The following is a 320-nucleotide window of genomic DNA, read 5'->3' as shown; positions in this document are numbered from 1 at the left end:
TCTTGGCCGCATGCCAGCCGATGGCCTGAGTTCCTTCAGTCGTCCAGGCCGCGACATGCGGCGTGCACAAGACGTTGGGTAGCGAAAACAGCGGATCGTCGGTCTTCGGCGGCTCCTGGTCGAACACGTCGAGCGCCGCACCAGCGGACTGCCAGCATCAGAGCGACCGCGTGCTCGCTGACCGTGAAGATCTGAAAATCGCACAGGCCCGAATCAGGGCGCGCAATGTTGTTATTGCGACCGGTCCGTTTCAACATCCGATTGTTCCGGGATACAGCCACGCAGTACCAGCCTCGATCTGTCAGATAGATGCGACTTGC

Annotated in this window: 1 pseudogene; it reads right to left on the bottom strand. The window is 60.3% G+C overall.

Going from position 1 to position 320, the window contains the following annotated elements:
- Positions 1-145: pseudogene (locus tag EN862_RS35420) on the bottom strand (NAD(P)-dependent oxidoreductase); the annotation flags it as partial.
- Positions 146-320: the final 175 nt, after the last annotated feature.

The organism is Mesorhizobium sp. M2E.F.Ca.ET.219.01.1.1 (assembly GCF_004016445.2).
Lineage (GTDB): Bacteria > Pseudomonadota > Alphaproteobacteria > Rhizobiales > Rhizobiaceae > Mesorhizobium.
The sequence above is the reverse complement of the archived record's forward strand: the minus strand, read 5'-3'. Positions and strand labels throughout refer to the sequence as shown.